At 72.8% G+C, this 25,692-nt stretch carries 25 protein-coding genes and 1 riboswitch; of the genes, 14 read left to right on the forward strand and 11 right to left on the reverse strand.

The features are described from left to right. Positions 1-55: 55 nt before the first annotated feature. The 6 genes from Sru02f_RS08295 (at position 56) to Sru02f_RS08320 (ending at position 5,267) form a co-directional block, all read left to right on the forward strand. The gene (locus Sru02f_RS08295) at positions 56-811 is read left to right on the forward strand and encodes a metallophosphoesterase family protein (protein WP_174855084.1); all 756 of its coding nucleotides are present in this window, start codon (positions 56-58) and stop codon (positions 809-811) included. A gap of 137 nt (positions 812-948) precedes the next feature. Further along, positions 949-1,386, forward strand: coding sequence for an SRPBCC family protein (locus Sru02f_RS08300; protein WP_109031793.1), 438 nt, complete (start codon positions 949-951; stop codon positions 1,384-1,386). Between the two features lie 123 nt (positions 1,387-1,509). Beyond that, positions 1,510-2,682: an ArsA family ATPase gene (locus Sru02f_RS08305; protein ID WP_109031794.1), complete on the forward strand. Its 1,173-nt coding sequence runs from the start codon at positions 1,510-1,512 to the stop codon at positions 2,680-2,682. A gap of 70 nt (positions 2,683-2,752) precedes the next feature. After that, entirely contained in the window at positions 2,753-3,328 is a 576-nt protein-coding gene (locus Sru02f_RS08310) for a carbon catabolit repression protein (RefSeq protein ID WP_109031795.1), read from the forward strand. A gap of 54 nt (positions 3,329-3,382) precedes the next feature. After that, the gene (locus Sru02f_RS08315) at positions 3,383-4,336 is read left to right on the forward strand and encodes an ROK family glucokinase (RefSeq protein ID WP_019327958.1); all 954 of its coding nucleotides are present in this window, start codon (positions 3,383-3,385) and stop codon (positions 4,334-4,336) included. Between the two features lie 169 nt (positions 4,337-4,505). Beyond that, a complete protein-coding gene (locus tag Sru02f_RS08320; RefSeq protein ID WP_109031796.1) occupies positions 4,506-5,267 on the forward strand; it encodes an endonuclease/exonuclease/phosphatase family protein in 762 nt (253 codons plus the stop codon). Positions 5,268-5,293: 26 nt separating this feature from the next. Here the strand turns inward: Sru02f_RS08320 and Sru02f_RS08325 are convergent, their stop codons facing one another. Both Sru02f_RS08325 and Sru02f_RS08330 read right to left on the reverse strand, forming a co-directional pair. Beyond that, positions 5,294-5,911, reverse strand: a complete 618-nt coding sequence (locus Sru02f_RS08325; protein ID WP_109031797.1) for a hypothetical protein — start codon at positions 5,909-5,911, stop codon at positions 5,294-5,296. Then, a complete protein-coding gene (locus Sru02f_RS08330) occupies positions 5,904-6,707 on the reverse strand; it encodes an alpha/beta hydrolase (RefSeq protein ID WP_109031798.1) in 804 nt (267 codons plus the stop codon). Before Sru02f_RS08330 ends, Sru02f_RS08325 begins: the two co-directional genes overlap by 8 nt. A 150-nt stretch (positions 6,708-6,857) precedes the next feature. Here Sru02f_RS08330 and Sru02f_RS08335 point away from each other — a divergent pair, with 150 nt between their 5' ends. From Sru02f_RS08335 to Sru02f_RS08355, 5 genes are all read left to right on the forward strand, one after another. Continuing rightward, complete coding sequence (locus Sru02f_RS08335; RefSeq protein WP_167469516.1) at positions 6,858-7,631, forward strand: lysophospholipid acyltransferase family protein; 774 nt, start codon at positions 6,858-6,860, stop codon at positions 7,629-7,631. Between the two features lie 40 nt (positions 7,632-7,671). Next, positions 7,672-8,913, forward strand: a complete 1,242-nt coding sequence (gene macS / locus Sru02f_RS08340) for a MacS family sensor histidine kinase (protein ID WP_109031800.1) — start codon at positions 7,672-7,674, stop codon at positions 8,911-8,913. Beyond that, positions 8,906-9,628: a response regulator gene (locus Sru02f_RS08345; protein WP_167469517.1), complete on the forward strand. Its 723-nt coding sequence runs from the start codon at positions 8,906-8,908 to the stop codon at positions 9,626-9,628. The genes macS and Sru02f_RS08345 overlap by 8 nt, the downstream gene beginning before the upstream one ends. 51 nt (positions 9,629-9,679) lie before the next feature. Next, positions 9,680-10,708 (forward strand): 6-phosphofructokinase, encoded by a 1,029-nt coding sequence (locus Sru02f_RS08350; protein ID WP_109031801.1) that lies wholly within the window; start codon positions 9,680-9,682, stop codon positions 10,706-10,708. Positions 10,709-10,791: 83 nt separating this feature from the next. Further along, a complete protein-coding gene (locus Sru02f_RS08355) occupies positions 10,792-11,787 on the forward strand; it encodes a 2-hydroxyacid dehydrogenase (protein WP_109031802.1) in 996 nt (331 codons plus the stop codon). Here Sru02f_RS08355 and Sru02f_RS08360 read toward each other — a convergent pair. The 3 genes from Sru02f_RS08360 to Sru02f_RS08370 all read right to left on the reverse strand — a co-directional run bounded on the left by Sru02f_RS08360 (position 11,739) and on the right by Sru02f_RS08370 (position 16,753). Next, the gene (locus Sru02f_RS08360) at positions 11,739-13,646 is read right to left on the reverse strand and encodes an anthranilate synthase family protein (RefSeq protein WP_373103416.1); all 1,908 of its coding nucleotides are present in this window, start codon (positions 13,644-13,646) and stop codon (positions 11,739-11,741) included. The genes Sru02f_RS08355 and Sru02f_RS08360 overlap by 49 nt on opposite strands. 106 nt (positions 13,647-13,752) lie before the next feature. After that, entirely contained in the window at positions 13,753-13,851 is a 99-nt protein-coding gene (locus tag Sru02f_RS08365) for a trp operon leader peptide (protein ID WP_109031804.1), read from the reverse strand. A gap of 70 nt (positions 13,852-13,921) precedes the next feature. Continuing rightward, positions 13,922-16,753, reverse strand: coding sequence for an N-acetylmuramoyl-L-alanine amidase (locus Sru02f_RS08370; RefSeq protein ID WP_109031805.1), 2,832 nt, complete (start codon positions 16,751-16,753; stop codon positions 13,922-13,924). Between the two features lie 170 nt (positions 16,754-16,923). Here Sru02f_RS08370 and Sru02f_RS08375 point away from each other — a divergent pair, with 170 nt between their 5' ends. Both Sru02f_RS08375 and Sru02f_RS08380 read left to right on the forward strand, forming a co-directional pair. Continuing rightward, entirely contained in the window at positions 16,924-18,276 is a 1,353-nt protein-coding gene (locus Sru02f_RS08375; protein ID WP_109031807.1) for a class II 3-deoxy-7-phosphoheptulonate synthase, read from the forward strand. Between the two features lie 165 nt (positions 18,277-18,441). Then, positions 18,442-18,675 (forward strand): (2Fe-2S)-binding protein, encoded by a 234-nt coding sequence (locus Sru02f_RS08380; protein ID WP_030869393.1) that lies wholly within the window; start codon positions 18,442-18,444, stop codon positions 18,673-18,675. Between the two features lie 14 nt (positions 18,676-18,689). Here the strand turns inward: Sru02f_RS08380 and bfr are convergent, their stop codons facing one another. After that, the gene (bfr, locus tag Sru02f_RS08385; protein WP_007448529.1) at positions 18,690-19,193 is read right to left on the reverse strand and encodes a bacterioferritin; all 504 of its coding nucleotides are present in this window, start codon (positions 19,191-19,193) and stop codon (positions 18,690-18,692) included. Between the two features lie 191 nt (positions 19,194-19,384). Between bfr and Sru02f_RS08390 the strand changes: the two genes are divergently transcribed. Next, positions 19,385-20,032 (forward strand): sulfite oxidase-like oxidoreductase, encoded by a 648-nt coding sequence (locus Sru02f_RS08390; RefSeq protein WP_109031808.1) that lies wholly within the window; start codon positions 19,385-19,387, stop codon positions 20,030-20,032. Between the two features lie 70 nt (positions 20,033-20,102). On the opposite strand, the gene Sru02f_RS08395 is transcribed toward Sru02f_RS08390, so the two are convergent. From Sru02f_RS08395 to thiO, 5 genes are all read right to left on the reverse strand, one after another. Beyond that, positions 20,103-20,984 (reverse strand): deoxyribonuclease IV, encoded by an 882-nt coding sequence (locus tag Sru02f_RS08395; RefSeq protein ID WP_109031809.1) that lies wholly within the window; start codon positions 20,982-20,984, stop codon positions 20,103-20,105. Positions 20,985-21,143: 159 nt separating this feature from the next. After that, complete coding sequence (gene pknB, locus Sru02f_RS08400; protein WP_167469518.1) at positions 21,144-23,108, reverse strand: Stk1 family PASTA domain-containing Ser/Thr kinase; 1,965 nt, start codon at positions 23,106-23,108, stop codon at positions 21,144-21,146. Positions 23,109-23,317: 209 nt separating this feature from the next. Then, a complete protein-coding gene (locus tag Sru02f_RS08405) occupies positions 23,318-24,115 on the reverse strand; it encodes a thiazole synthase (RefSeq protein ID WP_109031811.1) in 798 nt (265 codons plus the stop codon). 2 nt (positions 24,116-24,117) lie between these two features. After that, positions 24,118-24,318, reverse strand: coding sequence for a sulfur carrier protein ThiS (gene thiS, locus Sru02f_RS08410; protein WP_109031812.1), 201 nt, complete (start codon positions 24,316-24,318; stop codon positions 24,118-24,120). 5 nt (positions 24,319-24,323) lie between these two features. Beyond that, a complete protein-coding gene (thiO, locus tag Sru02f_RS08415; RefSeq protein ID WP_109031813.1) occupies positions 24,324-25,556 on the reverse strand; it encodes a glycine oxidase ThiO in 1,233 nt (410 codons plus the stop codon). After that, positions 25,554-25,665, reverse strand: a riboswitch (TPP riboswitch). (Overlaps the previous gene by 3 nt.) Positions 25,666-25,692: the final 27 nt, after the last annotated feature.

Below are 25,692 nucleotides of genomic sequence, written 5' to 3' on the forward strand. Positions count from 1 at the left end.
ACGCTTGATCGCCATGGCACCCACACCGCCCCGTAACACGAGCACGCGCGTCCACGTGGTCAGCGACGTCCACGGCAACGTCCGCGACCTGGCCCGGGCCGGCGACGGCGCCGACGCCCTGATCTGCCTCGGGGACCTGGTCCTCTTCCTCGACTACGCCGACCACTCGCGCGGCATCTTCCCCGACCTGTTCGGCGTCGCGAACGCCGACCGCATCGTCGCGCTGCGCACCGCCCGCCGCTTCGAGGAGGCGCGGGAGTTCGGCAGGCGGCTGTGGGCGGAGGCCGGCGGGGAGCCGCGGGAGCTGATCGAGCGGGCGGTGCGCAAGCAGTACGCCGAGCTGTTCGCCGCCTTCCCCACCCCGACGTACGCCACCTACGGCAACGTCGACGTGCCCCCGCTGTGGCCCGAGTACGCCGGGCCCGGCACCACCGTGCTCGACGGGGAGCGGGTGGAGATCGGCGGCCGCGTCTTCGGCTTCGTCGGCGGCGGGCTGCGAACCCCGATGAACACGCCGTACGAGATCAGCGACGAGGAGTACGCCGCGAAGATCGAGGCCGTCGGCGAGGTGGACGTGCTGTGCACCCACATCCCGCCGGACGTGCCGGAACTGGTCTACGACACGGTGGCCCGGCGCTTCGAGCGGGGCAGCCTCGCGCTGCTGGACGCGATCCGCCGCACCCGCCCCCGCTACGCCCTGTTCGGGCACGTGCACCAGCCGCTGGCCCGGCGGATGCGCGTCGGGGCCACCGAATGCGTGAACGTCGGCCACTTCGCGTCGAGCGGGCGGCCGTGGGCGCTGGAGTGGTGACCGGGTGCGGTTCGGCCGCGCAGGTGGGTGGTGGCATGCGGCCTCCCCGTGCGCGATAGCCTTCACGCGGCACACACGTGCGCGCGACGGGCGCACGACGACCTCAGTAGCGGCCCGCATCCGGAGGAGCCACGGCGATGGCGGAACACACCAGCTCGAGCATCACCATCGAGGCGGCACCGGCCGACGTCATGGCGGTGATCGCCGACTTCGCCCGCTACCCGGACTGGACCGGCGAGGTGAAGGAGGCGCAGGTCCTCGCGACCGACGAGCAGGGGCGTGCCGAGCAGGTCCGGCTCGTCATGGACGCCGGGGCGATCAAGGACGACCAGACGCTGGGGTACACCTGGACCGGTGAGCACGAGGTGTCCTGGACGCTGGTGAAGTCCCAGATGCTGCGCTCCCTCGACGGCTCCTACCTGCTCCGCCCGGCGGGCACCGGCACGGAGGTCACCTACCGGCTCACGGTGGACGTCAAGATCCCGATGCTCGGCATGATCAAGCGCAAGGCGGAGAAGGTCATCATCGACCGGGCCCTGGCAGGCCTGAAGAAGCGGGTCGAGTCGGGGAAGTAGCGCAGCCGCGGGCATTCGCCTACGCCGCCGCGGCGGCACCCGGCCGCCGGCCCGCGGACCCACGCCCACCCCGGTGCCGCTCAGCGGTCCAACCGGCGGAGCCCCCAGGTACCGTTCACCCCCATGCGCACCCTCCTGATCACGGGCCCCGGCGGCGCCGGCCGTACCACCGTCGCCGCCGCCACCGCGCTCACCGCAGCCCGGCAGGGCACCCGCACCCTGCTCCTCGGCACCGACCGCGAGGACACCCTCGGTGCCGCGCTCGGCGTGCGCACCGGCCCGGCCCCGACCCCCGTCGAACCCGGCCTCACCGCCTGGCGCCCCGACGCCGCCCAGGGCTTCCGGGACGCCCTCGCCGCCCTCCAGGACCGCGCCGCCTCCGCGCTCGACCTCCTCGGCGCCTCCCGCCTGGACCCCGAGGAGCTCACCCCGCTGCCCGGGGCCGACGACCTCGCCCTGCTGCGGGCCCTGCGCGAGGCCGCCCTCGCCGAGGCGCACGACCTCCTCGTCGTCGACCTGCCGCCCGCCCCGCGCGCCCTCGCCCTGCTCGCCGCGCCCGAGGAACTGCGCCGCGGCCTGCGCCGCCTGCTCCCGCCCGAGCGGCAGGCAGCCCGCGCCCTGCGCCCGGTCCTCGGCCGGCTCGCCGGCGTCCCCATGCCGACCGAGGCGTTGTACGAGGCCACCGCCCGCTGGGACCTGGAACTCGCCGCCGCCGAGTCCGTCCTGGCCGACCGGAGCACCGCCGTACGGCTGGTCGCCGAGCCCGGACCGGCCGGAGCCGACGCCGTCCGCACCACCACCCTCGGCCTGGCCCTGCGCGGACTGCGCACCGACCTGCTCGTCGCCAGCCGCGTGCTGCCCGAGGACACCCCGGCGGACAGCTGGCTCAGCGGCCCCCTCGCCCAGCAGCGCAAGACCCTGGAGGAGTGGCGGGGAGCGTACGACGTCCGCGCCGTCGCCCATCTCGGCCACGACCCGCGCGGCACGGACGACCTCGCGGCCCTCGCCGTGCCGGGCGTCAACCCGGACGCCTCCCCGGTCGAGTGGCCCGTCACCGACCGGCTGGCCGAGGACGGCGTGCTGGTCTGGCACATCCCGCTGCCCGGCGCCGTGCGCGAGGAGCTCGACCTGGTCCGCCGCGGCGACGAACTGGCCGTCGCCGCCGGGCCGTTCCGCCGCACCGTCCCACTGCCGTCGGCGCTGCGCCGCTGCACCGTCGACGGGGCCGCCCTGCGCGACGGCACGCTCGCCGTCCGGTTCGCGCCCGACCCGGGGCTGTGGCCGCGGGGGCGATGACCCGCGAGGCCCCGGAGCGCGGGCCCGTTCGGGTAACGTCGTAAGGACGAACCGTAGTCAGGAGTCCGTCATGAGCGAAGACCTCCCCCCGTCCGAGGCCCCCCGCCCCGGCGAGGCCGACGCGGTCGACGAGACGCGAGCGACCGGCGAGACGCGCGGGGCGGCACAGGAGCCGCGGGCGAGCGACGCCGACGCCTGGGCGACCGCGTGCGCCGAGGACCTGGAGGCCGAGAAGGCCCGCCGCCGCGCCGCGTACGGGCCGCCGCCCGGCTCGGCCGCCGAGGAGCTGCGCCGGCTCGTCGACACCGTCGCGGACAAGCTGTCCGGTCTCCAGTCCCCCCTGCTCGGCCAGGTCGCCGGACCCGCCGCCCAGCAGGTGGTCCGGCAGGTCGTCCAGCAGGCCAAGGCCGCCGTCGAACCGGTCATCGAGCGCAACCCGGACCTGTTCGACCACCTCGCCGCCGCCGGTGGCGAACTGCTCGCCGCCTACCGCTCCGCCGTCCAGAACCAGGAACGCCGCTGGACCACCGGGGACACCGCGCCCAAGGACCCGAGCGACCCCCGTGACCTGGACGAACGCGGCACCGACGGCCGCGACGAGGACGACGGGGGCACCGGCCCGGGGCAGCGCATCGACCTGGACTGAGCCCCGCCTCGGGTACGGTTGCCCTTAGCGGGGCTCGACCGAACTGAGGGATTCATGGGACTCACCATCGGCGTCGACATCGGCGGCACGAAGATCGCGGCCGGCGTGGTCGACGAGGAAGGCAACATCCTCTCGACCCACAAGGTGCCGACCCCCACCACACCCGAGGCCATCGTGGACGCCATCGCCTCCGCGGTGGAGGGCGCACGCGTGGGGCACGAGATCGTCGGCGTCGGAATCGGTGCCGCCGGATACGTCAACCGCCAGCGCTCCACGGTCTACTTCGCGCCCAACATCGACTGGCGCCAGGAGCCGCTCAAGGAGAAGGTCGAGGCCCGCGTCGGCCTCCCGGTCGTGGTGGAGAACGACGCCAACGCCGCGGCCTGGGGCGAGTACAAGTTCGGCGGCGGCAAGGGCCACCGCAACGTCATCTGCATCACCCTCGGCACCGGCCTCGGCGGCGGCATCATCATCGGCAACAAGCTGCGCCGCGGTCACTTCGGCGTCGCCGCCGAGTTCGGCCACATCCGCATGGTGCCCGACGGCCTGCTGTGCGGCTGCGGCTCGCAGGGCTGCTGGGAGCAGTACGCCTCGGGACGGGCGCTGGTGAGGTACGCCAAGCAGCGCGCCAACGCCACCCCCGAGCGCGCCGAGGTGCTGCTCGCGCTCGGCGACGGCACCCCCGACGGCATCGAGGGCAAGCACATCTCGGTCGCCGCCCGCCAGGGCTGCCCGGTCGCCGTCGACTCCTACCGGGAGCTGGCCCGCTGGGCCGGTGCCGGTCTCGCCGACCTGGCCTCGCTCTTCGACCCGTCCGCCTTCATCGTCGGCGGCGGCCTCTCGGACGAGGGCGACCTGGTCCTCGACCCGATCCGCAAGTCCTACAAGCGCTGGCTGGTCGGCGGCAACTGGCGCCCGGTCGCCGACGTGATCGCCGCCCGGCTCGGCAACAAGGCAGGCCTGGTGGGCGCCGCCGACCTGGCCCGGGAGCCCGACCCGATCATGTAGCGGTCGCTTCTCGACCGACGGGATCCGTCCCAACCAAGGGGCGCGGGGTGGAGTCCATTTGGGGCTCCGCCCCGCGGGCGCGACAAGCCACAACGAACCGGCAGTCGCCCACAGACCTCGCGTCCCGACCCATGAGGCGCCTGATCATGCGTTCCCGTAAATTGACGGCATGGCAACGTCCCTCCCCGCGCTCCCCAACTCGCGCACCGAACCCGACGGTTCCGCGGTCATCCGCGTCCTGAGCTACAACATCCGCTCACTGCGCGACGACACCGACGCCCTCGCCCGCGTCATCAAGGCATGCGCGCCCGACCTGGTCCTCCTCCAGGAGGCCCCCCGCTTCTTCCGCTGGCGCAAGAAGATCACCCGGCTCGCCGCCGCCGCCGACCTGGTCCTGCTCTCCGGCGGCGCCACCGCCGCCGGCCCCGCGCTGCTCTGCTCCCTGCGGGCCACCGTGGAGCGCACCGAGGACGTGCTGCTGCCGCTCACCCCCGGCCGGCACCGCCGGGGCCTCGCCACCGCCGTGGTCCGGTTCGGCGGCGCCCGTATCGGCGTACTCAGCTCCCACCTGTCGCTCCAGCCGGACGAGCGCCACGAGCAGGCGGGGATGCTCCTCGACCGGCTGGCCGGCCTCGGCGTGCCGCACGCCGTGGCGGGCGGCGACCTGAACGAGCGCCCCGGCGGCCGCACCTTCCGCCGGCTCGGCGAAGGGCTGCGCGACTGCTGGACCGCCGCGCCCTGGGGCGGCGAGTACACCTTCCCCGCCACCGCCCCGGACCGCCGGATCGACGCGGTCTTCGTCACCGAGGGCATCGAGGTGCTGGGCTGCGGGGTGCCGTCGGGGCTGGCCGGGGTGGCCGAGGACGACCTGAGGGCGGCCACGGACCACCTTCCGGTCCTGACCGCCCTCCGCGTGCCCGCGACCGCCTGACCCCCGGGGCCAGGCCGGCCACCCGGCTACACCACCGCGCCCCGCCCCGGATCGTCGTCGTCCTCGTCGCCCGTCCGCATCCGCACGACCAGGGTGGCGAAGCCGCCGAGGAAACCGCCGATGCTCAGGGTCGTCAGCCACCAGGTCATGTCCCAGCCGAGCACCACCGCCAGCAGGAGCAGCACCGGGCCGCCGAGCACGCCCAGCCAGGCGAACTTCGAGGTGGGATCGGTCTCGGGCAGCGGCGGCGGCTCGGGCGGCACGAAGTGGCCCTCGTCGTCCGCGTCGAAGTCGTCGTCGGACGGCTCTGCGGGCGTGTGGTCGCGGGGGCCGATGCCGGGGGCGAACGCGACGGAACTCCCCAGCGGCCGGTCCGAGGAGGGCCGGTCCGCCGAGGGCTTCTCGTCGTTCACCTCGGGCTCGAGCAGCGCCAGGTCCTCGACCGACTTGAACGGCTTGGCGCCCGGCGGGTCCGGGGGCTCCTCCCCGTACCCGGCGACGATCGAGGCCCAGGCGGCGTCCTCGTCGAACGGCGCGCCCTGCGCCTCGGGCCCGCCGTCCGCCGCGCGCTCCCGTCCCTCGCGGTGCTCCCGCTCCAGGTCCCGCTCCTCGCGGTCCTCGCGGTCGGAGTCGTGCTCAGCCACCTGCGGTCGTCCCTTCCTTGCCGAGACCGGACTCCGGTTCCCCGATGGAACCGGGCGCGAGCCGGCCGATGAACGCGACGCTCTCCGCGAAGATCCGGTCCGCATCGTGGTCCAACGTCGCCACGTGGTAGCTCTGTTCCAGCAGGATCTCCGTCACGTCCGTCGACGACACCCGGCCCAGGATCCGCGCCGAGTCGGCCGGCGGCACCACGTGGTCCCGCGGGCTGCGCAGCAACAGCAGCGGCTGGGTCACCTGCGGCAGGTCGCCGTCGGCCAGCCGGAAGAAGGCGCGCAGCGAGTGCGCCGAGTGCAGCGGCACCCGGTCGTACCCCAGCTCCGTGCTGTGCGGCTTGGCGATGTCGCTGGCGATGCCCTTCGTGGCCGGCACCAGGTGGCGCAGGACCGGAAGGGCGTGCTGGGCGACGCCGTGCATCCTGTTCGCCGGGTTGACGACGACGACGCCCGACACCGCGTCCCCGTGCTTGGCGGCCAGCCGCAGCGCCAGCGCGCCGCCCATGGACAGACCGGCCACGAAGACGCGCTCGCAGCGCTCGCGCAGGGCACGCAGCTCGCGGTCCACCTCCGCGTACCAGTCCTGCCACCCGGTGACCTGCATGTCCTGCCAGCGCGTGCCGTGCCCGGGCAGCAGCGGCAGCGCCACGGTCAGGCCGCGCGCGGCAAGGTACCGGGCCCAGGGGCGCAGCGACTGCGGGGAACCGGTGAAACCGTGACAGAGGAGGACGCCGACCTTGCCGCCCTCGTGGCGGAACGGCTCGGCTCCGGGCAGGACCGACACGTCTCGGTCTCCTGTCGTCAGGGGTACTCGCGGGTCTTTCACCGTACGCGACCGCACGGACACCGACCAGGGCCGTCGGGGCCATTGACGGTCTCCCGGGATAAGGTCTGACCCACGGACACGGGAGGCACTGGGTTGTTGTACGGCGCGATGAAGGTCACCGTCGGGGGGTCGCTGAAGCTCGCCTTCCGGCCCTGGGTGGAGGGCCTGGAGCACATCCCGGCCGACGGCCCCGCCATCCTGGCGAGCAACCACCTGTCGTTCTCCGACTCGTTCTTCCTGCCGGCCGTCCTCGACCGCAAGGTGACCTTCATCGCCAAGGCCGAGTACTTCAACACCCCCGGGGTCAAGGGCCGGCTGACCGCCGCCTTCTTCAAGGGCGTGGGCCAGCTCCCGGTGGACCGCTCCGGCGCCCGCGGTGCGGGGGAGGCCGCCATCAAGAGCGGCATAGAGGTCCTGGAGCGCGGCGAGCTGTTCGGGATCTACCCCGAGGGCACCCGCTCCCCGGACGGGCGCCTCTACCGCGGCAAGCCGGGCGGGCTGGCGCGCGTGGCCCTCGCCACCGGAGCGCCCGTCGTCCCGGTCGCCATGATCGACACCGAGAAGATCCAGCCGCCCGGCCAGGTGATGCCGAAGCTGATGCGGCCCGGCATCCGCATCGGCAAGCCGCTGGACTTCTCCCGCTACCAGGGCATGGAGCACGACCGCTTCGTGCTCCGCGCGGTGACCGACGAGGTCATGTACGAGATCATGAAGCTCTCCGGCCAGGAGTACGTCGACATGTACGCGACCGCCATGAAGCGGCAGCTCGCGGAGGCGGCGAAGGCGGAGAAGGCGGCCAAGAGCGACAAGGCAGTCAAGAACGACAAGGCGACCAAGAGCGACAAGGCGGCGGAGGTCGGGAAGGACCGGGCCGGCACGTAGTCCGGGCGGCACCGGACACGGGGGCCCGGGGAGGGGGGACATGGCCAGGCGCGAGAGAGTCATGAGGATGTCGGTCGAGCAGCCGCTGTGGCGCGCGCTCGCCGGCTACCGCGTGCTCACCATGCTGTACGCGATCGGCTTCTTCGCCACCGCCTACTCCGGCTTCGCCCGCCCCTGGCTCGCCGTCGCCTACTACGCGGTCCTCCTCGTGTGGACCCTGGCCACCCTCCCCAAGCTCGCGAACGCGGCGAGCTGCACCAAGCGGTTCCTCACCGCCGACCTGACCATCGCGCTGGCCGGCATCCTGCTCACGCCCTTCGCCGACGCCCACCAACGCGTCGCGGACGGCGGCCCGACCCTGCCGTCGATATGGACCGCCGGGTCCGTGCTCGCCTTCGCCATCAAGGGCGGCTGGCGCTGGGCCGCCGTCGCCTCCACCCTCGTCGCCGTCGCCAACCTGGTCGAACGCGGCACGCCGGCCCGCGACACCGTGCACAACGTCATCCTCGTCTGGGTCGCCTCCATCGCGATCGGCTACGTCGTCGAAGTCGCCCGCGCCTCCGAGCGCACCCTCGCCCGCGCCCTGGAGATCGAGGCCGCGACCAGGGAACGCGAGCGGCTGGCCCGGGACATCCACGACAGCGTCCTCCAGGTGCTGGCGATGGTGCAGCGCCGGGGCGCCGTCATCGGCGGCGAGGCGGCCGAACTGGGCCGGCTGGCCGGTGAGCAGGAGGTGGCCCTGCGCACTCTGGTCTCCGGCGGCCTGGTGCCCGTCTCCCGGGTCTCCGAGGACGCCGCCGACGGCGCGCTCGTACGGGTGGTCGAGGAACGGGAGGGGACGGACCCGGCCAGGCCCGTCGACCTGCGCGCCCTGCTCGCCCCGTACGCCGGCTCCCTGGTGAACCTCGCCGAGCCGGGCGCCCCGGTCCTGCTGGCCCCGGGTGCCGCGCGGGAACTGGCCGCCGCCGTGGGCGCCGCGCTGGACAACGTCCGCGAGCACGTCGGCGAGCGGGCCCGCGCCTGGATCCTGGTCGAGGACGAACCGGACGAGGTGATCGTCACCGTCCGCGACGAGGGGCCGGGCATCCCGCCGGGGCGGCTCGCCGAGGCCGAGGGCGAGGGACGGCTCGGCGTGGCCCTGTCGATCCGCGGGCGGCTGCGCGACCTCGGCGGCACGGCCGAGCTGATCTCGGTGCCCGGACAGGGCACGGAGGTCGAACTGAAGGCACCGAAGAAGAACGCCGGTACCACCGCGCGGGGGAAGGCAGCGGACCATGAGTGAACGACACGGCTCCGAACGACACGACCCCGAGCGGCCGGACCCCGACCGCCAGGACCCGATCAAGGTCATGGTGGTCGACGACCACCCGATGTGGCGGGACGCGGTCGCCCGGGACCTCGCCGAGGCCGGCTTCGACGTGGTCGCCACCGCGAGCGACGGCGACCAGGCGGTGCGCCGCGCCCGGGCCGCCGCCCCCGACGTCCTCGTGCTCGACCTCAACCTGCCCGGCAGGCCCGGCGTCCAGGTCTGCAAGGAGGTCGTCGGCACCGACCCGAAGCTGCGCGTGCTCGTGCTCTCGGCGAGCGGGGAGCACGCCGACGTACTGGAGGCGGTCAAGTCCGGCGCGACCGGATACCTGCTGAAGTCCGCCTCCACCGAGGAGCTGAGGGACGCGGTGCGCCGCACGGCCGCGGGCGACCCGGTCTTCACCCCGGGACTCGCCGGGCTGGTCCTCGGCGAGTACCGCCGCCTGGCCTCCGAACCGGCCCCCGCCGCGGGCACCGACGACCCCGGCGCGCCCCGGCTCACCGACCGGGAGACCGAGGTGCTGCGCCTGGTCGCCAAGGGCCTGAGCTACAAGCAGATCGCCGAACGCCTCGTCATCTCCCACCGCACCGTGCAGAACCACGTCCAGAACACCCTCGGCAAGCTCCAGTTGCACAACCGGGTGGAGCTGGTGCGGTACGCGATCGAACGGGGTCTGGACGACGCCTGACCCACGCGGGACAGTGGCCTCAACCACCCACCCTGGCAAAGGGGTTGTGCGATGAAGGTCGGAGTACTGACCGGAGGCGGCGACTGCCCCGGGCTCAACGCCGTCATCCGGGCCGTCGTCCGCAAGGGCGTCCAGGAGTACGGCTACGACTTCACCGGCTTCCGGGACGGCTGGCGCGGCCCCCTGGAGGGCGACACCGTCCCGCTCGACATCCCGGCCGTCCGCGGCATCCTGCCCCGCGGCGGCACCGTCCTCGGCTCCTCCCGCACCAACCCGCTCAAGCAGCGGGACGGCATCCGGCGCATCAAGGACAACCTCGCCGCACTCGGCGTCGAGGCCCTCATCACCATCGGCGGCGAGGACACCCTCGGCGTCGCCACCCGCCTCGCCGACGAGTACGGCGTGCCCTGCGTCGGCGTCCCCAAGACCATCGACAACGACCTGTCCGCCACCGACTACACCTTCGGCTTCGACACCGCCGTAGGCATCGCCACCGAGGCCATCGACCGGCTGCACACCACCGCCGAGTCCCACATGCGCGTCCTGGTCGTCGAGGTCATGGGCCGGCACGCCGGCTGGATAGCCCTCCACTCGGGCCTGGCCGGCGGCGCCAACGTCATCCTCATCCCCGAGCAGCGCTTCGACGTCGAGCAGGTGTGCGCCTGGGTGACCTCCCGCTTCCGGGCCTCCTACGCCCCGATCGTGGTCGTCGCCGAGGGCGCGATGCCGCGCGACGGCGACATGGTGCTCAAGGACGAGTCGCTGGACTCCTACGGGCACGTCCGGCTGTCCGGGGTCGGCGAGTGGCTGGCCAAGCAGATCGAGAAGCGCACCGGCAACGAGGCCCGCACCACCGTCCTCGGCCACGTCCAGCGCGGCGGCACCCCCAGCGCCTTCGACCGCTGGCTCGCCACCCGCTTCGGACTGCACGCCGTCGACTGCGTGCACGACGGGGACTTCGGCAAGATGGTCGCGCTGCGCGGCACGGACATCGTCCGCGTCCCGATCGCCGAGGCCACGGCCCGCCTCAAGACCGTCGACCCGGCGCTGTACGAGGAGGTCGGCGTGTTCTTCGGCTGACGTCCGGCGGAACGGCCGCTGACCGGCGACGGTGGGCCGAGGGTCGTATATTCGGCCCGGAGCCCACCACGACGGGAGCGGTCATGGAGATCCTTGCCTTCGGCGTCCAGGCCGACGAGAAGCCCCTGATCGAGCGGGCCTTCCGGGACCACGGGGACGTCCGCTGCCTGGACGTCTTCCTCAACGAGGACACCGCCCCCATCGCGGCCGGCCACGAGATCGTCTCCACGTCCGTCAACGCCGACCTCGGCGCGGCCGTCCTGGAGATCCTCGCGGCCGACGGCACCCGGATGGTGGCCCAGCGCTCCACCGGCTTCAACAACGTCGACCTGGACACCGCCGACCGGCTCGGCATGACCGTCGCCCGGGTGTCGTACTACTCGCCCCACTCGGTCGCCGAGTTCGCCTGGGCCCTCGCCATGGCCGTCAACCGGCGGATCGTGCGCGCCTCCATCCGCACCCGCGACTTCGACTTCCGGCTCGACGGACTGATGGGCCGGGACCTGCACGGCCGCACCGCCGGCGTCCTCGGCACCGGCAAGATCGGCGAGGCCTTCGCCCGGATCGCCCACGGCTTCGGCATGCGGCTGCTCGGCTGGGACGTCGCCGAGAACCCGGCCTGCGCCGAGCTGGGCATGCGCTACGTCCCGAAGGACGAGCTGCTGGCCCGCTCCGACCTGATCACCCTGCACGTCCCGCTGATGGCCGAGACCCGGCACCTGATCGACGCGACCGCCCTGAAGGCGATGCGCGACGACGCCATCCTGATCAACTCCAGCCGCGGCGGCCTGATCGACACCGCGGCCCTGGTCGGTGAACTGCGCGCGGGCCGCTTCGCGGGCGTCGGCCTGGACGTGTACGAGGCGGAGGCGGGCCTGTTCTTCCTCGACAAGTCCCTGGAGGCCGTCGAGGATGACACCCTGGCCCGCCTCGTCACCTTCCCGAACGTCCTGGTCACCTCGCACCAGGCCTACTACACCGAGGACGCCGTCGGCCAGATCGTCGACACGACGGTGCGCAACGTCCTCGACTACCGGGAGGGCCGCCGCTCGGAGAACGTGCTCGTACCGCGCAGCTGACCGGCCAGCTCCCGCACGATCGCGGTGCCGTTCAGGGTCAGCACCGACTCGGGGTGGAACTGGACGCCCGCGAAGCCCTCGCCCCGCAGCGCGTGCACCTCGCCGCCCGCCGAACGGCTCACCTGGACGCCGTGCGCGGCCAGTTCGGCGGCCGCCGCGTCGTCGCAGCGCGCGGTGAAGCTGTTGTAGAAACCGACCGTCTCCGGCCGCCCGAACAGGTCGATCTCCGTCTGCGCACCCTGGTACGGCACCTCCTTGCGGACGATGTCCAGGCCCAGCTCCGCCGCGATCAGCTCGTGGCCGAGGCAGACGCCGAGGACGCCGTGCCGGTGCCCCGCGATCACCTCGGCGGTCAGGGACCGCAGGAAGCGCATCTTCGGGTCGGCCGGGTCCGAGGGGTCACCGGGACCCGGCCCCAGCACCACCGGGCCGCCCTGGTGCCCGAGCACCGCCTCGCGCAGCCCCGGTTCGTCGTACCGCCGTACGCTCACCGCGAGCCCCGAGGAGCGCAGCACGTGCGCGAGCATCGCCGTGAAGGTGTCCTCCGCGTCGACGACCAGGGCGTGCCCGGACAGTTCGGCCGACGGCTCCTGCATCCGCAGCCAGAACGGGGCCAGCGAGGCGCGGCGCCCGTCCAGCGCGGCCCGCACCCGGGGGTCGTCGGCCAGCCGCGGACGCCCGGCCTCCGTACGCGGCCGGGACGGGCGTACGCCCAGCGCCGCCAGCACGCCTACCGCCTTGGCGTGGGTCTCGGCGACCTCGCCCGCCGGGTCCGAGCCGCGCACCAGCGTGGCGCCGACCGGCACCCGCAGCCGCCCGTCGGCGTCGATGTCGGCGGTGCGGATCAGGATGGGGGAGTCCAGGGTCTGGGGTCCGGCCGCCGCGTCGGGCCCGTCCCCCGGGTCCCGGCCGAGCAGCGCCAGCGCGCCCGCGTAGTAGCCCCGCCCGCCGGCCTCGTGCCGCTCGATCACCCGGCAGGCGTTCTGCACCGGCGAGCCGGTGACCGTCGCCGCGAACATGGTCTCCCGCAGCACCTCCCGCGCGTCCAGGGAGGACTTGCCGCGCAGCTCGTACTCGGTGTGCGCGAGGTGCGCCATCTCCTTGAGCCGCGGGCCGACCACCACCCCGCCCATGTCGCCGACCGTGCACATCATCTTCAGTTCCTCGTCGACGACCATCGACAGCTCCTCGATCTCCTTGCCGTCGGCCAGGAAGTCGAGCAGGTGCTCGGGCGTCGGCCCCTCGGCGGGGTAGCGGTACGTGCCGCTGATCGGGTTCATGACGACCGTGCCCCCGGACATCCGCACGTGCACCTCCGGGCTGGCCCCCACCAGCGTGCGGTCCCCGGTGTGCACGACGAACGTCCAGTACGCGCCCCGCTCGCCCTCCAGGAGCCGCCGGAACAGCGCCAGCGCGTCGGCCCGCCCGAACCCGGGGATCCGCCCCTCGTACGTCCGCCGGATCACGAAGTTGGCGCCCTCGCCGCGTCCGATCTCCTCGTCGAGCACCCGGCCGACGGTCCGCGCGTACTCCTCGTCGCCGACGTCGAAGCCGCCGCCCTCGACCCTCACCTCGTGCGCGGGCAGCTGCGCCAGCGCCTCGCCGAGCGGGATGTCGTGGCGCTCCTCGGGGGTGAGCATCAGCAGGGGGGTGCCGTCGTCGCGGACGTCGAAGCCGCGCTCGCGGATCTGCCGGAACGGGACGAGCGCCAGCCCCTCGTCGGGCAGGTCGGCGAGTCTGCCGTGCTCGGTGACCGGGCCGAGCAGCAGTTCCACGACGTCGTGGTCGCGGCCGGGCGCGCGGCGGCGCAGCAGGGCGAAGGGGCGGGTATCGGTCAGGAGGCTGTCGAGCGGTGTCATGGGTCCGGTTCCTTCTCGGTTCGTCGGTGAGGAGGAACGGACCCGGGCTCGGAAACACCGAAGGCCGCCCCTCGGGCGGCCTTCGCGAGTCTGGAGTCGCGCGCAGTCAGTGGGCCGCCGGGTGAGCGGTCCACCACCAGTTCTGGGTCGAGTGCGCGAACATGCCGACGACCCTAGCGCATGCGCGCGCGGCGCCGCGGCACATCCCGCGATGCGGGACGACCGCGACGCCGCGGACGGTGCGCCGGATCGCCGGTGGATCACCGGCGGAGGCCTCAGATGATCAGGCCGTACGTGTTCCAGCCGCTGCCGATCGTGGTGCGGCGCTTGAACGGCGCCGAGGCGCTGCCGGTGCCCTCGTAGAAATAGAGCACGCCGTTCTTGTCACGGCCGACGAGGTCGGGCCTGCCGTCCCGGTTCAGGTCGCTGGGGCCGCGCAGCACGTTGTACGTGTTCCAGCCGCTGCCGATGCTGGTGCGGCGCTCGTACGGGGACGCCGCGTTGGCCTTGCCCTTGTAGAGCCACAGGACACCGTTCTTGTCGCGGGCGACCAGGTCGGGCCTGCCGTCGCCGGTGAGGTCGCCGGTGTCGGTCAGCGCGTTGTACGTGTTCCAGCCGCTGCCGATGGGGGACTTGGTCCGGAAGGGGGCGGAGGCGCTGCCGGTGCCCTGGTAGAGCCAGAGCCCGCCGCTCTTGTCGCGGGCGATCAGGTCCGGCTTGCCGTCACCGGTGATGTCCCGGGCGCCGGTGATCACGTCGTAGACGGACCAGCCGCCGCCGACCCTGGTGCGGCGCTCGAACGGCGCGGACGGGTTGCCGCTGCCCTTGTAGTACCAGAGCACACCGCTCTTGTCGCGGGCCACCATGTCGCCGGTGCCGTCGGCGCGCAGCGCCGTCAGCGTCGTCACCACGTTGTAGGCGTCCCAGCCGCCGCCGACGCGGAAGCGGCCGAAGAACGGTGAGGAGGCGCTGCCGGTGCCCTGGTACTGCCACAGCACGCCCGACGCGTCCCGGCCGAGGATGTTGTACCGGTCGGTGCCGGGGTCGGGCGCGGTGCCCTTGACCAGCTGGACGTCGGCCGCGCGGACGTAGCCGATGCGGTGGTTGAAGCGGATCGGGTAGTACGAGGTGTCGCCCACGACCACCGTGCGCGAACCCTCGCCCGAACCGTCGATGTTGCCGCTGTTGTAGTAGGAGCCCTTCATGGCGCCGCCGGCCAGGGCGTACTTCTGCCCGGCGAGGACGCCGTACTTGGTCAGCGACTCGTTGTTCCTGCTCTGGACCGGCACGCCGGTGCCGGCGTACGCGCCGTCCTCGGGGTAGGCGCGTCCGTACACCGGGACCGAGCCGGCTCCCGCCTTGGCCGTGACCACGTCCGGGGTGCCGGCGGCGGTGGCGAAGCCGCCGTCGCGGTTGTAGAACCAGGCCTTCTTGCCGCCGTACCAGATGGCCGTCCAGTCCCGCCGTGCCTCGGCGACCACGTACTCGCCGCCGGCCAGGACCTTGTTGCCCCAGTTCCAGCCCTCTGTCCAGGTCTGGCTGCCCAGGTACGGGTCGGTGAGCGTGGCCGATCCGGTGGACGGAGAGCTGTAGAGGTAGGTGAAGTTCGCGGGCTGCGCGGGGACCGAGGAGCCCCCGTTGGTGATCTTCGGCTGGTTCGCCGTGGTGAACGGCGGGACGACGCGGATCACCTGTCCGGCCTTGTACGGGCCGCCCGCGCCACCGGCGCCGGTGGGCGCGCCCAGCAGGCCCATGTAGTGGTTCCAGTCCCAGAAGGGGCCCGGGTCCCAGTGCTGGGACTTCACGTTGCCGTCCAGGACGCCCGGGACCTCGTCGTGGCCCAGGATGTGCTCACGGTCCAGCGGGATGTCGTACTTGCCGGCCAGGTACTTCACCAGCGCGGCCGAGGACTCGTACTGCGGCTCGGTGTACCAGCTGCCGTTCTTGATCGCGTAACCCTCGTGCTCGATGCCGACCGAGTGCATGTTGAGGGTCTTGTTGGCCGCGTGCCAGGCCTCGTTCTTCGTCTCGACCATCTGGGTGACCAGACCGTCGGAGGCGCGGATCAGGTAGTGGGCGCTGGCGTACGACAGGGAGTTCTGGAAGACGCCGAGCGCGCTGCTGTAGCTGCCCTCGGTGTCGTGGATCACGATCGAGGTGATCTCGTGGCCGGCCGTGGGGCGGCTCGCGACGTTGTAGTTGCCCCAGTCGTCGATGCCGCCGTTCTGCTTGTAGGCGGCGGGACGGAAGTCGCAGTTCAGGCCGGACGGGCACTCGGGGGCCGGGGCGGCGGAGGCCGCGGCCAGCTCCAGGTCCGTCGTCTTCTTCGGCTTCACCGCCGGGTCGGCCGGCAGGGTGAGGGCCTGGCCGTCCGCGGTGACGCGCTGCTCACCGGTCTTGATCGACTCGAACACGCGCTGCGCGAAGAGCTGCGCGCCCTTGGTGTCCGGGGCCTGGCTGGCGCGGGCCACGGCCGGGTACCAGGCGCCGGGGTCCTCGGGCAGCGAGCCGGTGGCGTCCTTCTGGTACTGCGCCAGCAGTGCGGCGCCCGCCCGGATGCTCTCGCCGGTGTCGCTCTGCACCTTCTCGGCGGAGGCGTCGATGAGGCCGGCCGCCTCGTCCAGGGTGTGCAGCCGCGGGTCGTCGGTGTCGACGGGCTCCTCGTCGAGGCTCTCGAGCGCCTTGTCGGCGTCGAAGTGCTTCTCGACGACCGGGTCGCCGCTGCGGTTCATGTGCTCGAGCCGGTGCTCGCGCTCCTCGGCGGCGCCGTCGTTCTCCAGGATGTCCGCGTCGACGTCGGTGAGCCCCATGACGTTGTACGCGCCGGTGGTGCTCGGCAGCCCGTCGTGGTCCTCCCAGCGCGTCTGCCGGTACGAGACCGCCATCAGCACGCTCTGCGGAACGTCGAACTCCTCGGCGGCCTGCTCGAACTCGCTCTGCAGCCGGGCCCCGGCGGGCGCGGCCGCGGCCTGGTCGGTGTCCAGGCCGAGGAGGCCCGGCGAGGCCAGGGCCAGGGTGCCCGTCGTGGCGGCCACGACCACCGCCGAGGCGACGCCGTAGACGAGCAGTCTCTTCTTGTTGCGGTTTCTTCGGTGCTCCGCGCTCAAAACCCCACCCCGGTGTGCGCTCGATATGAATATGTCCGCGAGTTGGCTGTGACGCGAACTCGGAAGGCGCGTGAGGTTACCAATCCGGTCGAGGTGGTCCGCGCAGGGGGTCTCGTCTCACCTGTCGAGCCGCACGAAGGCCGCGTGGCGCGACCCCGTAGTGTTGAGGCGTGACCGTGAACGCTAAGACCAGCCCGAGCGCTGGCAACACCTGGCGAGACCTGCCCGCGGCGCAGCAGCCCGAGTACCCCGACACCGAGGCTCTGCGCGCAGTGATCGCGGACCTCGAGTCGTATCCGCCGCTCGTCTTCGCGGGCGAGTGCGACCAGCTGCGCGCCCGGATGGCGGCCGTCGCCAAGGGAGAGGCGTTCCTCCTCCAGGGTGGCGACTGTGCCGAGGCCTTCGACGCGGTGTCCGCGGACCACATCCGCAACAAACTCAAGACCCTCCTCCAGATGGGCGCCGTCCTCACCTACGCCGCGTCCGTGCCCGTGGTGAAGGTCGGCCGGATCGCCGGGCAGTACTCCAAGCCCCGTTCCAAGCCGACCGAGACCCGCGACGGCGTGACGCTGCCGACCTACCGCGGCGACTCCGTCAACGGCTTCGACTTCACCGAGGCGGCCCGGATCCCGGACCCCGAGCGGCTCAAGCGCATGTACCACGCCTCGGCGTCCACGCTGAACCTGGTGCGCGCCTTCACCACCGGCGGCTACGCCGACCTGCGCCAGGTGCACGCCTGGAACCAGGACTTCGTGAAGTCCTCCCCCTCCGGCCAGCGCTACGAGCAGCTCGCCCGGGAGATCGACAACGCGCTGAACTTCATGCGGGCCTGCGGGACGGACCCGGCCGAGTTCCAGACCGTCGAGTTCTTCTCCTCGCACGAGGCGCTGCTGCTCGACTACGAGTCGGCCCTCACCCGCGTCGACTCGCGCACCGGGCAGCTGTACGACGTCTCCGGCCACATGGTGTGGATCGGTGAGCGCACCCGGCAGCTGGACCACGCGCACATCGAGTTCGCCTCGCGGATCCGCAACCCGATCGGCATCAAGCTCGGCCCGACGACGACGGCCGAGGAGGCGCTGCAGTACATCGAGCGGCTGGACCCGGAGCGCGAGCCCGGGCGGCTGACCTTCATCGTCCGGATGGGCGCGGACAAGATCCGCGACAAGCTCCCGGAGCTGGTGGAGAAGGTCACCGCCTCCGGCGCCACCGTCGCCTGGATCACCGACCCGATGCACGGCAACACCTACGAGGCGGCCTCCGGTCACAAGACCCGCCGCTTCGACGACGTGCTCGACGAGGTCAAGGGCTTCTTCGAGGTGCACAAGTCGCTCGGCACCCACCCGGGCGGCATCCACGTGGAGCTGACCGGCGACGACGTCACCGAGTGCGTGGGCGGCGGCGACGAGATCTTCGTCGACGACCTGCACCAGCGCTACGAGACGGCCTGCGACCCGCGGCTCAACCGCAGTCAGTCGCTCGACCTGGCGTTCCTGGTGGCGGAGATGTACCGGGACCAGTGACGGTCCGCCCCCGGGCGGGCGGGTGAAATGGGGCGCGGGTCACACGGGATCCGCGCCCCTCGCACTTTTGCCGGCCTTGCGCGATGGGTAAGGTTAGGTTTGCCTCACCGATCAGTCGGGCCCTCCGGTCGTCGGTACGGCACGACCTTGTACCCCGCCCGGGAGGTGAACCGCGTGTTCGTCTGCAGCTGCTTCGGTGTCACCGAGGAACAGGTGAAGAGCCACGCGGAGGCCGGTGCGTGCACGCCCCGGCAGATCGCCTCCGCCTGCAAGGCGGGCACCGACTGCGGCGGCTGCGTACGGCGCATCCAGGCGCTGCTCGGGCGCGGCGCCTGTCCCCGCCGGCAGCTGGCCGACCAGGGCGCCCCGGTCCTCGCGGAGCTTCCCGAGGCGGCCTAGCCGTACCTCCGGTTCTAGAGGGAGCCCGGCCCCGACGGGTCCGGCTGGGTCTGCTCGATGACCGTCGACAGGTACAGCGACTCGCCCAGCTTCTCGATCAGGTCGAGCTGGGTCTCCAGGTAGTCGATGTGGTGCTCCTCGTCGGCGAGGATCGCCTCGAAGACGTTGGCCGACGTGATGTCGTGCTTGGCCCGCATCACCTCGATGCCCCGGCGCAGCCGGTCGATCGCCTCCAGCTCGATCTCCCGGTCGGCCTGGAACATCTCGGTCACGCTCTGGCCGACCCGCACGTGGAAGAGCCGCTGGTAGTTCGGCAGGCCGTCCAGGAGCAGGATGCGGTCGGTGAGCACCTCGGCGTGGCGCATCTCGTCGAAGGACTCCGCGCGCGTGTACTTCGCGAGCTTGGTCCAGCCCTTGTGGTCCTGCAGCTTCGCGTGCAGGAAGTACTGGTTGATGGCCGTGAGCTCGGCGGTCAGCTGCTCATTGAGGAACTCGATGACTTCCGGGTCGCCCTGCATCGCTTGACGCTCCTTCGAACGGGAACAGGCGTGTTGCGCGGCATGATTGCACCGGCGTCGAAGATCGTCCAGTAAGTCTTGACTTAGTAAGTAAGTACAGGCTTAGTCGGTTTAGTCGGCATTGTGGGCTTTTGCCCGAATGTAAGTGGGGTGGGTCAGGGGCATCGGTCCGGGTCTGTCAGGATGGAGGCATGGGTCAGCCGGTGGAACACGGATCGGGAGAAGACGGTTCGCAAGGAGCGTCACGGTTCGAGCTCCCGCCCGGACAGCGGCTGCAGCGCGGCTGGCCCGTCACGCACTACGGACCGGTTCCCAAGTTCCGCCCCGAGCGCTGGGAGTTCCGGGTCTTCGGCGCCACCACCGACGACGAGAAGCACGGCTGGACCCACGACGAGTTCGGTGCCCTGCCCTACACCACGGTCGTCGCCGACCTGCACTGCGTCACGAAGTTCAGCATGCTCGGCGCCGAGTGGGGCGGCGTCCCGGCCACCACGATCCTGGAGCTGGCCCCGCCCGCGCCCGCCGTCACCCACGTGATGGTCTGGGCCGAGTACGGCTTCAGCTCCAACCTCAGGCTGTCCGACTTCGCCGCCGAGCGCACCCTCTTCGCCACCCACAAGGACGGCGAGCTGCTCACCGCCGAGCACGGCTTCCCGCTGCGGCTGGTGGTGCCCCACCTGTACGCCTGGAAGGGCCCGAAATGGGTGCGCGGCATCGAGTACATGACCGCCGACCGGCGCGGCTTCTGGGAGGAGCGCGGGTACCACAACATCGGCGACCCCTGGCGGGAGCAGCGCTACTCCTACCAGGAGGAGCCGGGGGACGGCCCCGAGGCGTGACCCGCCGCACGGCCCGCGCGGATCAGCCGTCACGGGCCCCCGCGGATCCGCCCTCGCGGGCCCCCGCGGATCAGCCGTCGCGCAGCTTCTTCAGCCGCGCCACGTCCGCCGCGTGTCCCTCCCTGCCGCCCGGCGTCTCGATGACCAGCGGCACGCCCTCCGTCGCCGGGTGCGTCATCAGCGCGCGGAACGGGTCCTCGCCGATGTGACCGGCGCCGATGTTCTCGTGCCGGTCCTTGTGCGCGCCGGCCACGTCCTTGGAGTCGTTGGCGTGGATCAGCTTCAGCCGGCCCTCGCCGACGGTGTCCACCAGCAGGTCGAGGGTCTGGTGCATGCCGGACGGTCCGGTCAGGTCGTGGCCGGCCGCGAAGATGTGGCAGGTGTCCAGGCACACGCCCAGCTTCGGATGGGCGTCCAGCGCCTCGAAGTACGGCCCGAAGTCCCAGGTTCGCGAGCACAGGGAGGCACCCTGCCCCGCCGTCGACTCCAGCAGCAGGTACGGGTCGTCGTCGTGGGTCAGCTCGTCGAGCAGCGGCAGCAGGTGCTCGCGCACCTGCTTCAGCGCCACCGACCTCTCCCGTCCGCCGGTCGCGCTCCCGGTGTGCACCACCACGCCGAGCGCCCCGATGGCGCGCCCGCGGCGCAGCGAGTGCCGCAGCGACTCGACCGACCGCTCCACGGTCGCCTCGGTGTGCGAGCCGAAGTTGATCAGGTACGGCGCGTGCACGTACGCCGGGACCGACCCGGCCGCGCAGGCCTCGCGGAAGGCCTCGTCCTGCTTCGGGTTGCCGGCCGGGGTGGCCCAGCCGCGCGGATTGGCGACGAAGACCTGCACGGCCTCCGCCTTCAGCTCACGGGCGTAGGACAGGCCGACGGAGTGCAGGCCGCCGGCCACGGGGACGTGGCCGCCGACGGGATTGCGCGGCAGGGGGGAGGAGGATGCGGTGCTCATGTCGGCACCAAGGATGCCAGGGTGCGTGGACGGACCCCGGCTCAGGGTACGACTGCACCGGCGCACCCTGATCGCCCGTCGACCAGGTGTCCGGCCTGATCGGCCGCTTGCCGCCCGCGGCGGCCGGTCCGGCGTCCGGGCGCCGGGGCCGCCGCCGGGTCAGCGGATGGTGATGGTGACCGTCGACCCCTCGGGAGCCGTGTCCCCGCCGTCCACGGACTGCTTCTTCACGGTGTCGCCGAACAGCCCGAGCAGACCGCGGTCCTCGTCCACCTCGAAGCCCGCGTCCTCGAGCTGCTGCTTGGCGTCGTCCACGCTGTCCCCGACCACGTCCGGGACCTCGATCATCCGGGGGCCCTTGGACACCGTGAGGGTCACCGTGTCCCCCTCGGCGGCGCGGCCGCCCGGCTCCGGCGTCTGCCGGGCCACCTGGCCGCTGTCGTACTCCGAGTTCACCCGCTCGTCGGCGACCTTCACCTTCAGGCCGGCCCCCTCCAGCTCGGCCCGCGCCTCGTCCAGGTCGTCGCCGGTGACGTCCGGGACGTCGACCGGGCTGCCCTTGCTGACGACCAGGGCGACCGCGGAGCCCGCGCGCACCGTGGTGCCCGACCCGGGCTTGGTGGAGATCACGAAGCCCCTGGCCACCTCGCCGCTGAACGCCCGGGTCACCATGCCCGGCTCCAGCCCCTCGTCCTCGAGCAGCGTGCGGGCCTTGTCCAGCTTGTAGCCCGTCACGTCCGGCAGCTTCACGGTGTCGGGGCCGTCGGAGACCGTGAGGGACACGGAGTCGTTCTTCCGGATGCGGTCGCCCACCCCGGGGTCGGTGCTGATGACCTTGCCGCGCTCCACGGTGTCGCTGTAGGCGTGCCGCACCTTGCCGACGTCGAGACCGGCGTCGTCCAGCCGGTCCCGGGCCTGCGCCTCGGTCTTGGACAGCAGTGGCGGCACCTTGGTGAACTGGCCGGAGTTGATGTACCAGACGCCCGTGCCGATCCCGAACACCAGCAGGACGGCCACCACGATCGTCAGCGGCCCGCGGCGCAGCCGCAGCCGCCGGGGCGGGGAGGGAGCCGGCGGGGGAGCGGCGAGCCGGCTGGTGCGGTTGACCCCGTCCGCGCCGGACCCGCCGTCCGAAGCGAAGCGGCCGTCGGTCTCGTCGTCCTCGTTGACGGGCAGCGGCCGGGGCATCGTCAGCGCGCGCGGGATCACGCTCGTGCGGTCCTCGGCGTTGTCGTGCTCGGCGGCGAGCGCCTGCGGCGGCACCGCGTCCAGCTGGGCCGCGCTCAGCGACTCACGCGCCTCGCGGGCCCGCGCGAGCAGCGCCACGGCGTCGTGCGGCCGGATCTCCGGGTTCCGCGCGGTGGCCGCGGCCACCAGCTCGTCCAGCTCGAACGCCAGCTCCGGCACGGCGGCCGACGGCGGCGGCACGTCCTCGTGCAGGTGCTTGTAGAGCACCGCCGCGGGGGAGTCCCCGTCGTGCGGCTTGGCGCCGGTCAGCATCTCGTACAGCACGACACCGCACGCGTACACGTCGACCCTGGGGTCTGCGGTGCCGCTCTCGATCTGCTCGGGCGCGAGATAGGAGACGGTGCCGAGGACGGCGCCGGTGGTGCTGGTGACGGTGTTCACGGCGCGGACCAGGCCGAAGTCGGCGACCTTGACCCGGCCGTCGTCACCTATCAGCACGTTCTCCGGCTTCATGTCGCGGTGCACGAACCCCGCCCGGTGCGCGGCGCCGAGCGCGGCGAGGACCGGCTCCAGGATGTCCAGCGCCGCCCGCGGCCTGAGCGCCCCGCGCTCGCGCAGCACGTCCCGCAGGGTGCAGCCCGCGATGTACTCCATCGCCAGGTAGACGTACGCCCCCTCGGCCCCCTGGTCGAAGACCTGGACGACATTGGGGTGGTCGAGCCGGGCCACCGACTTGGCCTCGCGGATGAACCGCTCGACGAAGGTGGCGTCGGTCGCGAGCGTCGGGTGCATCACCTTCAGCGCGAGCACGCGGTCCAGGCGGGTGTCCACGGCCCGGTAGACCGTGGCCATCCCGCCGACCGCGATCCGCGCCTCGACGCGGTACCGGCCGTCGAGCACCTGCCCGACGAGAGGGTCCTGAAGGGTCGTGTCCACGCAGGTGAGTGTACGAGCCGACACCGACACCCCGCGTCGCCGAACGGAAACGGACCGGGACTGCAGCGCATCTGTGACGCTTCCCACGCGCCGTGCGCCGCCGACGGCGGCGCACCCCCACGGGAGGGGTCCACTTCTTGTCCGACCGGAAACGGACCGGAAACGGGTGGTGCGCCGGTGGGAGAAGAGACCCCCGGGACAGCGCCGGGTCACTCGAAGGCGGGCCGCTCCGGATCCAGTACCGCCAAGCCCTCCGCAGGAGACGACGCCTCGGCGAAATGCCGCCGCGGAATCCGCCCCGCCCGCCGCGCCAACCGCCCCGCCTCCACCGCGGAGCGCATCGCGGCAGCCATCAGCACCGGCTCCTGCGCCCGCGTCACCGCCGAGGCCAGCATCACACCCGCGCACCCCAGCTCCATCGCCAGCGCCACGTCCGACGCCGTACCGGCTCCGGCGTCCAGGATCACCGGCACGCGCGCGTGCTCCACGATCAGCTGGAAGTTGTGCGGGTTGCGGATCCCGAGGCCCGACCCGATCGGCGAGCCCAGCGGCATGATCGCCGCACACCCGGCGTCCTCCAGCTTCCGCGCGAGCACCGGGTCGTCGTTGGTGTACGGCAGTACGGTGAACCCGTCGTCCACCAGCGTCTCCGCCGCGTCCAGCAGCTCGACCGGGTCCGGCAGCAGGGTGCGCTCGTCGGCGATGACCTCCAGCTTGACCAGGTCCGTGCCGAGCGCCTCGCGCGCGAGGCGGGCCGTGAGCACCGCCTCCCCGGCGGTGAAGCAGCCGGCCGTGTTCGGCAGCACCCGGATGCCGAGCCGCTCCAGCACGGACAGCACGGAGCCGTGCACCGAGGCGTTCACCCGCCGCATCGCGACGGTCGTCAGCTCCGTCCCGGAGGCCACCAGCGCGCGCTCCAGCACGTCGAGGCTGGGCGCCCCGCCGGTACCCATGATCAGGCGGGACGCGTACGTCGTACCGCCGAGGACGAAGGGATCGTCGGCCATGGTCAGCCTCCTTGGACGGCGGTGAGGATCTCGACACGGTCGCCGTCGGCCAGGGCGGTGGCGGACCACCGCGCGCGCGGGACGACGGTCTCGTTCAGGGCGGCGGCCACTCCGGAGGGGGCCGCGGTGAGCGTGCCCACCAGCGCGTCCAGGGCGGTGCCGGGAGCCACCTCGCGCGGCTCGCCGTTGACGGAGACGGTCACGTGACTCATACGGGCTGCTCCGAGAGTTCCGAGAGGGCCGGGAGTTCCGGCAGTGCGGGCGCGGCGTCGAAGCGCCGGGGCGTGAAGGGGCGGGCCTCCTCCGGCAGCTCCCCGGTGGTCAGGGCGTGCGCCATGACGTCGCCGGTGACGGGGGTGAGCAGGACGCCGTTGCGGTAGTGACCGGTGGCCAGCAGCAGGCCGTCCAGAGCGGTCGGGCCGAGCAGCGGGGCGTTGTCCGGGGAGCCGGGGCGCAACCCCGCGCGGGTCTCCGTCAGGGGCAGCTCCGTGATGCCGGGCACCAGCTCGTGCGCGTCCCGCAGCAGTTCGTAGACGCCGCCCGCGGTGACCGTCGTGTCCCAGCCCAGCTCCTCGCTGGTGGCGCCGACGACCAGCTCGCCGCTCTCCCGGGGCACCAGGTAGACGTGGTTGCCGCGCACCACGGCGCGCACGGTCCGGTTCAGCAGCGGTCCCGGCGTCCGCGGCATGGTCAGCCGCAGCACCTGCCCCTTCACCGGCCGCACCGGCGGCAGCACGGCCTCCGGCACGCCCCCGAGCCGCCCGCTCAGGCTGCCCCCGGCCAGCACCACCTGACCGGCCTCAAGGGCGGTGCCGTCGGCGGTGACGACGCCCGTGGCCCGGTCCCCGCGCCCGACGGTGAGCCGCTCGGCCCACACGCGGTGGAAGACCACACCCGCGTGCTCGCAGGCGGCCACCAGCGCGTGGGCGAGGCGGCGGGGGTCGATCTGGTGGTCGCCGTCCACCCGGAGCCCCCCGCGCACGCCCGGCGCGAGCATCGGCTCCAGGCGCCGGCACTCGCGCCCCGACAGCCACTCGGACTCCAGGCCGGAGCGCTGCTGGAGCGCGTGCAGTTCGCGCAGGTGGGCGCGGTCGTCGGCGTCCAGGGCGACGGCGAGTGTGCCGCACCGCCGGTAACCGAGGTCGTGGCCGGTCAGCTCGGTCAGCTCGGCCGCGAACTCCGGGTAGCGGCGGGCCGAGGCGAGGTTCAGCGCGAGCAGCGTCTCCTCGCCGTAGTGCAGCTCCGTGACGGCGGCCAGCATCCCGGCCGCCACCTGGGCCGCCCCGCCGCCCGGCTCGGGGTCCACGAGGGCGGTGACCAGCCCGCGCCGCGCGGCCCGCCAGGCGGTGACGAGCCCGATGATCCCGCCGCCGACGACGAGCACGTCGGGCGTACGGGACGTACGAGGTGTGTGCGGAGGCGTGTGTGATGGAGACGACATGGGCGTCCAGCCCCTCCCTTCGCCGGCATGACCCGGATCAGGTTCGTACGGTCGGAGGCCGCCAGCCTCCCTCTCAGCCCGGTGCGTCCGGGCTCCCGCGAGTGCCTTGCTCCGGCCACCCTAGCCCGCCGGGCGG

Source organism: Streptomyces rubrogriseus (assembly GCF_027947575.1).
GTDB classification, from domain to species: domain Bacteria; phylum Actinomycetota; class Actinomycetes; order Streptomycetales; family Streptomycetaceae; genus Streptomyces; species Streptomyces rubrogriseus.